The sequence below is a fragment of the Pseudomonas saudiphocaensis genome, assembly GCF_000756775.1.
Lineage (GTDB): Bacteria > Pseudomonadota > Gammaproteobacteria > Pseudomonadales > Pseudomonadaceae > Stutzerimonas > Stutzerimonas saudiphocaensis.
Map to the genome: position 1 here is coordinate 2,166,751 of NZ_CCSF01000001.1, position 13,578 is coordinate 2,180,328.

Annotated in this window: 8 protein-coding genes; 2 read left to right on the plus strand and 6 right to left on the minus strand. The window is 61.1% G+C overall.

Features of this window, described 5'->3' with window-relative positions; genetic code table 11:
* Positions 1-2 precede the first annotated feature (2 nt).
* The 3 genes from BN1079_RS09995 to BN1079_RS10005 form a co-directional block, all read right to left on the minus strand.
* Complete coding sequence (locus tag BN1079_RS09995; protein ID WP_037024072.1) at positions 3-1,124, minus strand: efflux RND transporter periplasmic adaptor subunit; 1,122 nt, start codon at positions 1,122-1,124, stop codon at positions 3-5.
* Between the two features lie 202 nt (positions 1,125-1,326).
* Entirely contained in the window at positions 1,327-1,902 is a 576-nt protein-coding gene (locus BN1079_RS10000; RefSeq protein ID WP_037024074.1) for a YceI family protein, read from the minus strand.
* Between the two features lie 14 nt (positions 1,903-1,916).
* Positions 1,917-2,477, minus strand: coding sequence for a cytochrome b (locus BN1079_RS10005; RefSeq protein WP_037024075.1), 561 nt, complete (start codon positions 2,475-2,477; stop codon positions 1,917-1,919).
* Positions 2,478-2,643: 166 nt separating this feature from the next.
* Here BN1079_RS10005 and BN1079_RS10010 point away from each other — a divergent pair, with 166 nt between their 5' ends.
* Positions 2,644-4,050 (plus strand): adenosylmethionine--8-amino-7-oxononanoate transaminase, encoded by a 1,407-nt coding sequence (locus BN1079_RS10010; RefSeq protein ID WP_037024077.1) that lies wholly within the window; start codon positions 2,644-2,646, stop codon positions 4,048-4,050.
* Positions 4,051-4,132: 82 nt separating this feature from the next.
* A complete protein-coding gene (locus tag BN1079_RS10015; protein ID WP_037024079.1) occupies positions 4,133-4,849 on the plus strand; it encodes a 16S rRNA (uracil(1498)-N(3))-methyltransferase in 717 nt (238 codons plus the stop codon).
* 51 nt (positions 4,850-4,900) lie between these two features.
* On the opposite strand, the gene BN1079_RS10020 is transcribed toward BN1079_RS10015, so the two are convergent.
* From BN1079_RS10020 to BN1079_RS10030, 3 genes are read right to left on the minus strand one after another with little or no spacing between them, the layout of a single operon-like run.
* A complete protein-coding gene (locus tag BN1079_RS10020) occupies positions 4,901-5,371 on the minus strand; it encodes a chemotaxis protein CheW (protein WP_037024080.1) in 471 nt (156 codons plus the stop codon).
* Entirely contained in the window at positions 5,368-6,420 is a 1,053-nt protein-coding gene (locus tag BN1079_RS10025; RefSeq protein WP_037026765.1) for a chemotaxis protein CheB, read from the minus strand. The genes BN1079_RS10020 and BN1079_RS10025 overlap by 4 nt, the downstream gene beginning before the upstream one ends.
* Positions 6,413-13,570 carry an Hpt domain-containing protein gene (locus BN1079_RS10030; RefSeq protein ID WP_037024081.1) on the minus strand — a complete coding sequence of 2,386 codons (7,158 nt, stop codon included), beginning with the start codon at positions 13,568-13,570 and terminating at the stop codon, positions 6,413-6,415. The genes BN1079_RS10025 and BN1079_RS10030 overlap by 8 nt, the downstream gene beginning before the upstream one ends.
* Positions 13,571-13,578 lie beyond the last annotated feature (8 nt).

Below are 13,578 nucleotides of genomic sequence, written 5' to 3' on the forward strand. Positions count from 1 at the left end.
CCTTACTGGGCTTGTGGCTGGGCGGCGGCTACGTTGCTGGCCGGAACAGGGTTGACCTCAGCGCCTGGCGCAATGAACTGCAGGCCTTCGGTAATCAGGCGATCGCCATCGGCCAGGCCTTCGGTCACCAGCCAGCGATTGCCAACGGTACGCGCAGCCGTGACCTGGCGCAGCTCGACCTTGTTTTCATCATTGACCACCAGTGCGGTCGCCTGGCCGGTGGGGGTCCGGGTGATGCCTTGCTGCGGTGCCAGAATGGCTTCGTTCTTCACTCCGGCAAGCAGCCGCGCGTGTACGAACATGCCGGGCATCAACACCTTGTCCGGGTTCGGGAATACTGCACGCAGCACCACCGAGCCAGTTCCGGCGTCTACCGAAACCTCGGAGAACTCGAGCTTGCCCTCATGGGGATAGGCGGTGCCGTCCTCCAGCGTCAGGGTCGCTTTTGCCGCATTCTCACCGGCTTTCTGCAGGCGCCCTTCGGCCAGGTCGCGACGCAGACCGAGCAGGTCGCGCGCAGGCTGGGTGACATCGACATAGATCGGATCCAGTTGCTGGATAATCGCCATTTCCTGGGCCTGGCCGCTGTTTACCAGAGCACCTTCGGTGACCGCCGAGCGGCCGATCCGGCCGGAAATGGGCGCCAGCACCTTGGTGTAACGCACGTTGATCCGCGCGCGCTCCAGTTCCGCCTCGGCCTGCAGACTGGCTGCACGCGCTTCGTCATATGCCTGTTTGCTCACCGCCTGTTCCTTGACCAGCAAGGCATATCGATCGGCGAGCGACTTGGTCGAAGCCAGGCGGGCCTGGGCACTCTTGTAAGCCGCCTGGTAGACCGAATCATCAATCTGGTACAGCTGCTGCCCGGCCTTGACATCACTGCCCTCGGTGAACAGACGTTTCTGGATGATGCCGTCTACCTGCGGGCGCACTTCGGCGATCCGGAACGGCTGGGCGCGGCCTGGCAACTCGGTAGTCAGCGCAAAAGGCTCGGCCTTGAGCGTTACAAAGCCAACCTGTGGGGCTTGCTGGGCGGCGGGTGCCGCGGCCTCTTCCTGGCAACCAGCGAGCAGGGACGCGGCGAAGAGGGTGATCAGGGCAGCACTGGCTGGCTTGATGGACATGAAGGAGACCTCGTTGAACGGACATTGCCGGTGCAAGGACAGCAGCGGCAGACGCGAATGGCAAAGTAGCGGAAATATACTTACATTCATGCATGTCTGTAAACAAATTATCGTGCTGCCGATTCACCCAGGCAGACGCCCTGCTGTGCTGTTTCATAACGCAAAACGCCGGCTTTCGCCGGCGTTTTTTACAACTTTCCCCTTACTTGCGGACCCCTTCAACGGAGATGATCAGGTCGACGGTTTGCGAAGCCGGACCAAGATCCATCTTTATGTCGAAATCCTTCAGCTTCAGCGTTGTGGTGCCTTCGAAGCCGGCACGGTAGCCACCCCAGGGATCATCACCCTCACCGATAAATTTCGCCGCGATCACAACCGGCTTGGTCACCCCATTGAGCGTCAGATCACCGGTAATGTCAGCAGTGCCCTCGCCAGTGGATTTAACTGACGTGGACTTGAAAGTTGCCGTGGGGTGCTTGGCGACATTGAGGAAATCATCGCTACGCAGGTGCTTGTCACGCTCGGCATGGTTGGAGTCCAGGCTGGCAGTTTTCAACGTCACTTCAACCTGGCTGGCTTCCGGCTGCTCCGCATCGAAGCTGAAGGAGCCTTCGAAATCTTTGAAGGTGCCGTACAGCCAGCTGAAGCCCATGTGGCTGATCTTGAAGTTGACGAAGGCGTGTTGCCCTTCTCTGTCGATCACATAGTCGGCGGCTGCAGCCTGACCGGCAAAGATCATTGAACCCAGTGCAAGTGCGGCGAAGGTTTTCTTGAGCATGTGAGTCTCCTTTTTCAAAGTTGCTCATCAGCGCGACCGAACATCCTTCTCAGGGTCGAGTCACGGTCGATGAAGTGGTGCTTGAGAGCAGCCAGAGCATGCAGGGCGGAAAGGATCAGCACGCCCCAGGCCAGGTATTCGTGAACCAAGCCGGCAATATCGGCCTGGTTAGGAATCGAAGTAATCAGCGCGGGCACCTGGAACCAGTCGAAGACACCGATGCCACGGCCTTCTGCGGTGGAGATCAGGTAGCCGGAAATCATTACCGCGAACAAGCCCACATAAAGCAGGCCATGCCCGGTCTTGGTCGCCAGGCGGGTCATGCCTCCGTGGCTCGGCAGAGGTGCCGGACCCGTGCTGACAAAGCGCCAGACAACCCGCAGCACCATCAGACCGAACAGCAGAATGCCAACGCTTTTATGAATATCGGGGGCGGTCCGATACCAGCTGCTGTAGTAGGTCAGGCCAACCATCCAGTAACCCAGCGCGAACAACCCGACCACGGCAAGCGCAACCAGCCAGTGCATCAGAATGCTGACCAGACCGTAGTTGCTGGAGGAGTTTCGCCACTGCATGGTTGAGGTCCTGCGTAATTGAGATGGGACTAGCCTAACGATTAAATGATCGCAGCAAGGCAGATTTTTTCGCTTCAACACATCGAAACGACCGATAGGTCGGCGGGTGCCGCAGCGACTTTCTGCTAGGCTGCGCCCCTCGCTGAGCATAGTAGAAGGAGCCCCCATGAGCCTGAACGACAGCTGGATGCAGCGCGACCTCGCCGTACTCTGGCATCCCTGCACACAGATGAAGGATCACGAGCAGCTGCCGCTGATTCCCATCCGCCGCGGTGAAGGCATCTGGCTCGAAGACTTCGACGGCAAGCGCTACATCGATGCCGTCAGCTCCTGGTGGGTCAATGTGTTCGGTCACGCCAATCCCCGCATCAATCAGCGCATCAAGGACCAGCTCGACCAGCTTGAGCATGTGATGCTGGCCGGCTTCAGCCATCAGCCGGTGATCGAACTCTCCGAGCGGCTGGTAGCGCTTACCCCACCTGGGCTGGAGCGGGTGTTCTTCACCGACAACGGTTCGACCGGCATCGAAGTTTCGCTAAAAATGAGCTTTCACTATTGGCGAAACTGCGGACGGCTGACCAAGCAGCGCTTCGTCACCCTGACCAACAGCTATCACGGCGAAACCGTGGCGGCCATGTCAGTGGGCGATGTCGCACTGTTCACCGACACCTACAAGCCGCTGCTGCTGGATACCTTCAAGGTACCAAGCCCCGACTGCTACCTTCGTCCCGAAGGGGTGAGCTGGGAAGAGCACTCGCGCACCATGTTCGCGCACATGGAACAGACCCTGGCCGAGCATCATGAGGAGATCGCCGCAGTAATCGTCGAGCCCCTGATCCAGGGCGCGGGCGGCATGCGCATGTACCACCCGATCTACCTCAAGCTATTGCGCGAAGCCTGTGATCGCTATGAGGTGCACCTGATCCTTGACGAGATTGCCGTCGGCTTTGGTCGCACCGGAACGATGTTCGCCTGCGAGCAGGCAGAGATCACACCGGACTTCCTCTGTCTGTCCAAGGCACTCACCGGTGGCTACCTGCCGATGGCCGCAGTGCTGACCACGGACAAGCTGTACCAGGCGTTCTACGACGACTATTCGACGCTACGGGCCTTCCTCCACTCGCACACCTACACCGGCAACCCGTTGGCCTGTGCGGCGGCACTGGCGACTCTGGACATCTTCGAGCAGGACAATGTGATCGAGGCGAACAAGGCACTCGCCGCTCGCATGGCCAGCGCTACCGCTCACCTGGCCGACCATCCAAACGTGGCCGAAGTCAGGCAGACGGGCATGGCCGTCGCCATAGAAATGGTCGCCGACAAGGCCAGCAAGACGCCCTATCCGTGGCAGGAACGTCGCGGCCTCAAGGTCTACCAGCACGCTCTCGAACGCGGCGCCCTGCTGCGTCCGCTGGGTAGCGTGGTCTACTTTCTACCGCCCTACACCATCACCGAGGAGCAGATCGACTTCCTCGCCGAGGTCGCCTCTGAAGGCATCGACATCGCCACCCGCGCAGCAGCCAGCGTAACAGTGGCGCCCGGGGCGCCGGTAAACTTCCACGACCCCGGATAACCGCCGAAAGCTGGACAGTTACGGCCCTGATCGTCACCATCCGCGCTCCATCCAGCCATTCGCTGATTCATCGGTTTCGCCCATGCGCCTATCCCGTTTCCATATCGATGCACCACTCTCCCTCGGCCAACATGAGCTGCCCGAGGCCCAGGCCCACTACATTGGCCGAGTCCTGCGCATGGCCCCGGGGGATGCCGTGCAGCTATTCGATGGCAGTGGTCAGGAATACCAGGGCGTGCTGGTCGAGGTGGGCAAAAAGCTGGTACGAGTGGAGCTGCATCAACAATTGACGGGCTTACCCGAGTCGCGCCTGCGGATTCACCTCGGCCAGGGCCTGTCCCGCGGTGAGCGCATGGACTGGGCGATCCAGAAAGCCGTCGAACTGGGCGTTGCAGAAATAACGCCAATCATCAGCGAACGCTGCGAAGTACGGCTGAAGGACGAGCGGGCCGACAAACGCCTGGCCCACTGGCGTCAGATCGCTGTCAGCGCCTGTGAACAGTGTGGCCGCTCGGTCATTCCGCTCATCCATCCGCCGGCTCCTCTGGCGCAATGGCTGGCGGTGGAAGCACAGCTGAAGCTGGTCCTGCACCCTGTCGCCGATCCCCTGGCAGGCCATCAGCATCCGGAGTCGCTGGCCTTTCTGATCGGGCCGGAGGGCGGTCTGAGCGATGTTGAAGTCGAGCAGGCCCGCAGTGCTGGTTTCCAGCCTGCGCGCCTCGGTCCGCGCGTGCTACGCACAGAAACAGCGCCGGTCGTGGCTTTAAGCGTGGCGCAGCAGTTGTGGGGCGATTTGTAGGGTGGAAGTCGCTTTGTACTTCCACCATCGACCCGCGATCCACCACTGCCTTTAAATCAATCCCGCATCGGCCAATTTTTGCTCAAGGCCAATGAGGTCGGGAATCCGTGCCTGTATATCCCCAAGGTTGACAGCATCAAGCTCAAGCGGCGCCAGCGGCGCATCCGAACGAGCCAGGCTGCCATCGACCTTTATCGAGCGTGGGATGCCCTGGACCAGCAAGGCAATGAACTTCACATGCTCACGACCACCCAGCGCGTTGAGGATCACGACCTGAGGCCGTGAGCCTGTTTCGGCCTGACCACCCGATGCCGCCTCGAACGACAACAGTGGCAACATCAGATCGCGCCAAGGCACCTGCCCGAGGAACCAGGCCGGAGCGCCCTGCACGGTTTGTGGCGTGCGGTAGGCAATAAGCTCGGCAACCGCCACGTTGGGCAGCAGCAGCGTGCGGTCGGCGAGAGGCACCAGCAGACCGGTGATGCTGCTGGCGGAATTCTGAATGGTTATCGACTGACTCATGGTGCGTCCGCTTGCATGGCGGCAACAGGTCGACTGGCCTGCTGCACAAGATGATCGAGCATGGCCTGGGCCAACTCTCGTGGATCTCCGCTCAAGGAGCTATAGCCTCCTTCGCGAAGGCTGTCCGGCATACTCGAACAGGCGCAGGAGTCGGCGCGCTGGGTCCAGACGCGACCGCCCTGGCGCAGCAGATAAGCCGCTGCGGCACTACCGTCGCTGCCCATACCGCTGAACGCGATCACGCCACATCGATTGCCAAACTGCTGCGCCAGGTTGAGCATCATCTGATCGATGGACGGGCTGTAGGGCTCAGGCCAGCTGCGCCCGCTCAACAACATAGTGCCTTCCTGACCAAAGCTCATTTCCTGAGCTATGGGCACGACCACCACTTCGCCGCAGCGGACCTTGTCACTGGCACGACTCGGGTTGACCTGCCACTGGCTATGGCGACCCACGGCCTGCGACAGGGCTGACTCGAAGCTCGCCTCGATGTGCTGCGCATAGACAAAGCCGACAGGTAGACCTGCAGGTAGTGCATCGAGAAAGGCCTTCACCGCCTCTGGCCCGCCCAGGGATGCAGCCAGCAGCCATACCTCACTGGCTGGCTCACCTGTTACCGAACCGGCCGCAGCCAGAACGCTTGGCAGTGGCAAACGCTCAGAGCGCTGCACCTCATCGCTCATGATCTTCAGACGTGGGCCGACGACACGTGACGAATCGCCCACCAAGCGCTTGAGCTTGCCAAACAGCCGCCGCTCCCAACGCGGGTAGTGTTCCGAGTTACGCTCTGGCGCGTGCCCCTCACCGAACAGGACCGGACAACGATCACTTTCCAGCAGTGCGTTGACCAGCGGCGAATCCTCGGTCTGAGCCAGGTCGACTAGCCACAGATCGGCCTCGACGGCTGCCAGATCGGCCTCTTCCAGACGCTCAGGATCACTGTTGAGCACCACCTGATAACCGTTGGCCTTCAATGCCTGCTGCAATACATGGCGCTGCAGCGAGGTATCGGCAATCACCCCGATACGCGCGGCCTCCAGCTCACTCATGATGCTCAACCAGTCGCAGGATCGTTTCGAGCAACAACGACTCCTGATACGGCTTGCCCAGATACTCGTTCACGCCGATGGCCATTGCACGATCCCTATGTTTGTCGCCCGTCCGCGAGGTGATCATGATGATCGGCAGGTCTTTCAGCCGTTCGTCGTGACGCACCAGTGTCGCAACTTCGAAACCGTCCATGCGCGGCATCTCGATATCCAGCAACATGATGTCGGGTTTGCGCTCCTGCAGCTGGGTGATGGCATCGACACCGTCCTTGGCGGTCAGCACGTTCATGCCATTACGCTCGAGCAGGCGGCTGGTGACCTTGCGCACGGTAACCGAGTCGTCCACCACCATAACCAGGGTCGGTCTGTCGATTTCCGCCTCGCCAGGCTGGTCTTCGCCGACCAGGCGCAGCGGCTGATGCTGTGTCAGCAAGTGGGCATGCAGCACACGGATAGTCGCCAGCAGGTCGAGAATCACCACCACACGGCCGTCGCCTAGAATCGTCGCGCCGGAAATTCCAGGCACCGTGGCGAACTGCGGCCCGAGGCTCTTGACCACGATTTCCCGTGAGCCAGCCAGGCTGTCGACCTGCACTGCCACACTGTGCTCGTTGGAACGCACCAGAATTACCGGCAACGGCAGGCTCTGCCCCACCAGTTTGGGCCGCTGGCCGTTGTTCAGCAGTTCGCCCAGATAACGCAGCTCGTAGGGCTGCCCGGCATACTCGAAACGCGAGGCGCCAGGCTGGTAATAGGCCTCGAGCTCGTAAGGCGAGACACGCACGATACCCTCGATGGTGTTCAGAGGGATCGCATAGAGGTCTTCGCCGGAATACACCATCAACGCACGGTTGACCGATACCGTGAAGGGCAGGCGAATCAGGAAGCGCGTTCCCTTACCCGGCTTCGACTCGATACTCATGGAGCCGCCGAGCTGTTTGACTTCCGAATGCACGACGTCCATGCCAACGCCGCGTCCGGAAATCTGAGTGACCTGCTCGGCAGTGGAAAAGCCCGCCTCAAGAATGAACTGCAGGATCTCGTGGTCGGTAAGGTCGGAGCCGGCCGTCATCAGGCCGCGCTCCAGCGCCTTGCGGCGCACCGCCTCCAGGTTGACCCCGGCGCCGTCGTCGCTCAGCGTTAGGACGATATCGCCACCCTCGCGCGTCAGGTCCAGACGGATATTGCCCTGTTCTGGTTTGCCCGCAGCAAGACGCCTGGCGCCGCTTTCGATACCGTGATCCACGGCGTTTCGCAGCATGTGTTCCAGCGGCGCGACGATGCGTTCCAGAACGCTACGGTCCATCTCACCGGTAGCATTGCCGACATGGAACTCGACCTGCTTGCCCAGTTCGCCGGCAATCTGCCGCACGATACGACGCAAGCGCGGAACCAGCCGGTCGAAAGGCACCATGCGGGTGCGCATCAGCCCTTCCTGAAGCTCCGTATTGACTCGTGCCTGCTGCAGCAACAGGGTTTCCGCATCGCGATTTCGCGCCGCCAGCGTCTCTTTAAGGTCGAGCAAGTCGGATGCTGACTCGAACAGCGCACGGGAAAGCTGCTGTAACTGCGAATGACGGTCCATTTCCAGCGGATCGAAATCGTCATAGCCCGCGCGTTCAGCTTCGGCCTGATAGCTACTCAGAATCTGTGCCTGGGTCTCGGTATCCAGTCGTCGCAGCTGATCACGGACCCGCTCAATGGTGGCTTCCATCTCACTCAGGGTGAAGCCGACGTCGCTGACCTGCTGCTCGACGCGTCCCCGGAAGATCGATGTTTCGCCCGCAAGGTTAACCAGCCCCTCAAGCAAATCGGCCGGCACTTTGACCAGTTCCTGCGGTGCACGACGCGACGCGGCGTCCTGCGCGGCTTGCTCGGCCCGACGGACGAACGGCAGTACTTTGGCCGGCGTACTGACCACTGGCGCCTGGGTGCTGGCGGCAACAATAGGCGTGTCGAGGGCAATCACTGTGGAGTCGGGCGGCACTTGGTCAAAGGACGGCGTCTCGTCGATCCCATCATCCAGATCGACGTCCGCCGCAGACTCGATGGCCAACAGCTGACGCATCGACTCGACCTCACCAAGCAAGGCGTCATAACCGCGCTGCACATCCAGGAAAAGGCTCTCCGACCAGGTACCACCTTGCGCTTGAGCATCGCCGAGGCGCTGCTCCAGATCATGCGCCATATCGCCCAGCCGGACCTGGCTGGCCAGGCGTGCACCACCTTTAAGCGTGTGCAGGATCCGCATCATGTCAGTCAGCGGCGTCACGCTGTCACGGGTCGCATCCCAACGGGCCAGCGCCGCTTCCATCTCCTCGAGAAGGTCATCGGCCTCTTCGACGAAGATGTCCAGGATTTCCGCATCGGCTGCGCCCTGGCCAGCATCATCAGCTGCCCTCAGTGCAACGCTACTGGGAACGCTCAGCTTTTCCTCAGGGTTGGCCCGGAAGTGTCGAATTGTTTCGATCAGATCCAGCCCACCGGGCAAATCGCGGTAGCCGCGCACCGCATCAAGCATCGCTCCAAGGCGGTCGTGGCAACTCTGAAGCAGGGCGAACAGGCTGTCGCTTGCCCGGTAATGGCCGGCACAGAGGTCTTCGTAGAGAAACTCGAGTTCATGAGCAAGATCGCCGATTTCGCGGATATCGGCCATCCTTGCACCACCTTTGAGGGTGTGCAGGTCCCGCTGCAATGCCTCGACCTCGAAGCTGTTGTCGACATCAGCCATCCAGCGCTGCAACGACAGGCCAGCACGCTCGACGATATCAAAACCTTCCTCAAGGAATATCTGTACCAGCTCCGGATCGCGCTCCTCCCAGCCTGCCGCATCAACTTCGGCGACCTCCGCCACAGGCTGATCCACGACAGGCTCCGGCAGCGGCTCTTCAGGCTCGATCTCGTCATCCAACATCCACGACTCAATATCGAACCCCTGACCTGTCCATTCACCAGTACCGCTCTCTGCGGGTGCGGCCTCCGGCTCAACTTCGCTTACGAGCCAAGCCTCATCGATCAGGCTTGGGCTGTCCGGCTCAACAGTCTCATCCGCGAGCGGCTCGACAGCAGTCGGCACCGCAACCTCTGCATCATCTGCCGCCGAATCGATCTCGAAGTCCGGCGCAGCGCCCCGACGATAGCCCTGAATACGCTCGATCAGCGCCAGGCCCATGTCCATCGGCTGATACGCCTGCAACTGTTCCAGCTGTACCGCGAGCAGGTCGTGGCTGCTCAGAAGCAGTGCAGCAAGCTCCGGGGAGTAGGCATAACGCCCGTCGGTCAGACCTTCATAGAGCGCTTCCAGCTCATGAGCCAGATCACCGATGGGCCGGATGGCTGCCATTCGTGCGCCGCCCTTGAGGGTATGCAGATCACGTAACAGTGCGGACAGGGCCAGCTGATTGCTGGGATCGCTCAGCCAACGCTCCAGTGCGCCACCGGCACTTTCCAGCAGATCGACAGCTTCGTCGAGGAAGATCTCTGCCATCTCGCGATCCTGCTCGTCGTTCGGCTCGAGATATTCAACACAACGAGGCTCGGCTTCGGCTTCGGCTTCGGCTTCGGCTTCGGCTTCGGCTTCGGCTTCGGCTTCGGCTTTATTTTCGGCGCTGCCCTCGGGCGTCGGAAATACCAATCGTTCGTCGGTTACCGGCGAGGTATTCGCCTCTGCCAGCAAGGCTTCCAGGCGTGCGACCAGCGCAGCTTGCGCACTGACCTGCAGGCCTGCGGCGACCTCATCCATCATGCCAACCAGGGCTTCGTGACCCTGTTCAACCGAATCGAAGAAACGCTCGCTGACAGCAAGCTGACCATTCTGTACAACCGCATAAAGGTTGAGCAGCACCTGGCAGAGCGCATCGATCTGCGGCAGGTCTGCCATCTGCGCACCAAGCCCAAGGGTGGTCAGCTCTTCCAGCAACGCAGTCAGCTCCTGGCGCTCGTCCGGATGCTCGCGCCAGCTATGAAGAAGGTCATCGGCATCGAGCAGAATGTTCATGCCCTCGGAGAGGAACATCGCAATCATTCCCGGATCTCGCGCCTCACCCTGATCCGATTCACTGCGCGCTCCGGCCGCCTCCAGGCGCGCCTGATGCAAGGCATGCACCTGCGCAATGAACGTTTCGGCCCCCTCGATAGGCGCCAGCGGATCATGATCCAGATTTTCCAGACCGCGCCGCAGGAGTTGCTCGGCAGTATGCAGAAGTTCCGCATCAGCCAGATCCATTTCGATCAGGTTGGCCTTGAACTCCTTGGCCATTTTTTCCAACGGCGTGGCGATCTCAGCCATGGGCAGGATGCCTGCCATATGGGCACTGCCCTTGAGCGTGTGCAGAGCGCGCTGCAAGGAATCGGGGATCGGTTGCGGCAGGCGCTGGGCGCAATCGGCGAGGAAGTCCACCAGAGCCGTGAGGTGGGCTTCCGCCTCGTTACGGAAAATCTCCAGCAACTGCGGGTCCAGTGCCTCTTCTTGCGCAGCCTGCTGCGCAGGCGCCAGCATAGTTTCGGCAGCCGATGACGGCTCGCAGCTGCCCCCAATCGCCTGCCCCTTGGCAAGCGCATGGGCATCCGCGGCAAGCCGATCGACGTCATCGCGCTGGCGCTGGGCCTTGGCCGCAAACTCTTCGACAAGCTCAGGCATCAGCCGGACCACATCGTCGACAAGCGTTCTGACCGTTTCACTTGCCTCGATGCTGCGGTCCAGGATTCGGTTGAATAGATTCTCGACGGACCACGCAAGCTCGCCAATAACCAGCGCCCGAACCATGCGACCACTGCCCTTGAGGGTGTGGAAGGCCCGACGCACTTCGGTCAGCGCTTCCTTGTCCTCATGATCGGCATGCCAGCGAGGCAGGTATTCATCTATCGTCTCAAGGACCTCGGCGGCTTCTTCGATGAAGACTTCAAGCAGCTCATCATCGACCGGTTCCTCGTCCGCCGGTGGCGGCAGCAGACTCGGCGGAACGTCCTGCGCTGGAGGGTTGATGGCCGCGACCGGGGCAGCCATAACGTCATCGAGACTCAGCGCCGGCTCGCTCTCTGCCGGTAGAACCACAGGCTCGGGCAGCACCACTTCAGGCATGCCCAGCCCGGTCATTTCAGCTTCGCTCCAAGCCAACGACCCGTCGATTTCTTGCGTGTCCCACTCGACCGCTGCAGGCTCAACGGCAACGGGCTCGACTGGCGTGGCGTCGGCATAGAGCGCCTGCAATTCGGCTTCATTTGCCTCAGGCCAGGCTGCAAACTGTTCGTCATCATTTGCGGCTACGGCCTGCAGATCCGAGTCATCAAACGGCGTCTGCTCGCTCTCGATGCGGTCGCCGTCCATAATCTCAGTCGCGGCCTCAACCAGCTCCGCTGTCCCGCTGAATGATGCTTCGACAAGCGGTTCCGCTGGCAGGACCTCTATCTCGTCAACAGGGTTGGCTTCTTGGGGAGCTGACCCTTGCTCGACAACCAAGACAGGCTCGCTCAACGAGTAGCCCAACGCTTCCAGGCTCTCCTGCGCCACATCGAGAATCAGATCGCCCTGGGAGCTGCTGTCTTCGCTGAGGCGCTCCAGGTAGTACTCGACGCTGGTGATTGCATCGGCAAGCATATCCAGGCTTTGCCAATCGGGAATCGCCTGGCGCGCCAGCAGCTTTTCCTGAATATAGCGATTGGAAGCATCTAGTAGTGCCGCCGCACGCGCCAGAGGGATCATTGCCAGCCCACCACGGGCCTGGGTCAACAGATCAGGCACTCGCGCCAGATGCTGGTGATTCCACTGCGAGGCAATGAACTCAATGATGGCATCCTTGGCCTGCTCGAGGCCGGTGCGGGCTTCACGGATGACCAACTGGTGGATCTGCGCCACATCCGTGGTGGGCAGATGGCTGGCTTCGCTCTGCTCTTCCGAAGCCCCACCCACCATACCGGCCAGTGTCGCCTCCACGTAGAGCAGTGCACCGGCCACATCCATCAAGGCGGCATCGTCAGCCTTGCGCTGGCCCCGCGCCAGCGTTTCAACCATTTCAATCTGATCGAGAATGATCCGCCGTGGTTGGCCGAATCCCAGTACCGCCAGGGTGTCGGCGATCTGCTTGAGTGGCGCTTGCAGCGCGCCGAGCTCGGCCAAGCCCATGCGATCACTGCGCACGAACAGATCAAGACTGTCCTTTACCCGGACCAGCTCTTCACACAACGCCGCGACTACCGAGCGCATGGTGCCACGATCAGGTCCGGCCAGCTGGGCCCGTTCTTCATCAACGACATTGCTGTCTGGTAGCGCCTCGTCAAGGCTGTACTCCGCCTTGAGCGCCTGAATACGCGCTGATTGCGCCGGGGCCTTGGCAATGTAGAACAGCAGATTCTTGACCAGCTCATCCGGGGCTGCCTGGTTGATGCCATCAGCGCCTTGTTCGACTAGCCGCTTGAGTTCACGATCCACCTGACGCAGCAGGGTGCGGACCGAGGTGCCATTGGCTATGCCGCCGCTGGCCAGGCCTTCGACCACGCCCGATGCGATCTGCCACAGGGTACCCAGCGGCGCATCCTTGCAGAGCATTTCCAGACGAGCAAAAACTCGCGCCATGTAACCCAGATTTGTAGGCAGGTCCTGGTTGCGTATGACGCCTACCAAAGCCACCTGCAGCATCTGCCGCATCTTGCGCAACAATGCCGGCAGGTCTGCAGTTTGCCGCTGAGCCAGGAATTCTCCTGCAAGAGCCGGACGGCGCGCAGACATGTTCGGCGCGAACAGGCTGGTTTCCGACAGCAGCTTCTCGCCTCGGGCGGCGCGCAGGTCGTTGAGCAGCGGTAGCACCACCATGGGCAGATCACGGCGCGCGCTCTGGATACGGTCCAGGTAAGTCGGCATCTGCAGGATCGCCTGCATCAGCACTTCCAGCGCCTCGGCCTGACTGGCGACACGCTCATCCAGCAAGGCGCGGGCGAGCTGCTCCATTTCTTCGGCGAGTAGCGCAGCGCCATAGAACTCGACCATCTGCAGGGTGCCTTGGACCTGATGCACATAGGTCAGACAGAAGCGCATCCGCGTCGAGTCCTGCGGGTTTTCGACGAACGCCTCCAACGCCTGTCGCGCCTGCTTCAGCGTTTCGGCAATTTCGCCCTTCACCCATTCCAGGGCGACATAATCGTGCCGATCACCCATAGCGACTC

Coding starts and splice junctions, on each gene's coding strand:
- BN1079_RS10020 (WP_037024080.1), bottom strand. CDS start 5,371: ATGAGTCAGTCGATAACCATTCAGAATTCCGCCAGCAGCATCACCGGT.
- BN1079_RS10005 (WP_037024075.1), bottom strand. CDS start 2,477: ATGCAGTGGCGAAACTCCTCCAGCAACTACGGTCTGGTCAGCATTCTG.
- BN1079_RS10015 (WP_037024079.1), top strand. CDS start 4,133: ATGCGCCTATCCCGTTTCCATATCGATGCACCACTCTCCCTCGGCCAA.
- BN1079_RS09995 (WP_037024072.1), bottom strand. CDS start 1,124: ATGTCCATCAAGCCAGCCAGTGCTGCCCTGATCACCCTCTTCGCCGCG.
- BN1079_RS10010 (WP_037024077.1), top strand. CDS start 2,644: ATGAGCCTGAACGACAGCTGGATGCAGCGCGACCTCGCCGTACTCTGG.
- BN1079_RS10000 (WP_037024074.1), bottom strand. CDS start 1,902: ATGCTCAAGAAAACCTTCGCCGCACTTGCACTGGGTTCAATGATCTTT.
- BN1079_RS10025 (WP_037026765.1), bottom strand. CDS start 6,420: ATGAGTGAGCTGGAGGCCGCGCGTATCGGGGTGATTGCCGATACCTCG.
- BN1079_RS10030 (WP_037024081.1), bottom strand. CDS start 13,570: ATGGGTGATCGGCACGATTATGTCGCCCTGGAATGGGTGAAGGGCGAA.